The organism is Oleiphilus sp. HI0079 (assembly GCF_001635105.1).
Genome location: NZ_LWFT01000327.1, coordinates 1 through 488 on the forward strand (window position 1 = coordinate 1; position 488 = coordinate 488).

At 50.8% G+C, this 488-nt stretch carries 1 protein-coding gene; it reads left to right on the forward strand.

Going from position 1 to position 488, the window contains the following annotated elements:
* Positions 1-488: chorismate-binding protein (locus tag A3750_RS04580; protein ID WP_197474888.1), on the forward strand; the 488-nt coding region annotated here is incomplete at both ends.

A 488-nucleotide genomic window follows, 5' to 3' on the forward strand; every position in this document is an offset into this window, starting at 1 on the left:
ACTCCTGCCCACCGGACCCACTGGGAACGCCGGATATTTTATTGATGGTGTGTGATCAGCTCGTCGTGTTCGATAACCTGAGCGGCAAGTTGATTCTGATTCATCACGAAGATCCAAGTGTTGAAGGCAGCTATGAAGTTGCGGATTCTGTCCTCGACATTCTGGTGCATCGTTTACGGACAGTGCAGGCGAAGTCGCCCTCTCGCCCAGAGCAGGATGAAGACGTCCAAGAAGGGCATTTCGTCTCGGGGTTTGAGCAACAGAAGTTCGAAGCGGCCGTGGATAAGATTAAAGATTACGTCCTTGCAGGGGATGTGATGCAGACGGTTATTGCGCAGCGTATGTCGATTCCTTTCAAGGCTGCGCCGCTAGACTTGTATCGTGCATTGCGGTGTTTGAATCCGTCACCTTATATGTACTTTTTAAACTTGGGCGATTTTCATGTTGTTGGCTCGTCACCTGAGATCCTTGCTCGAGTAGAGGACGGC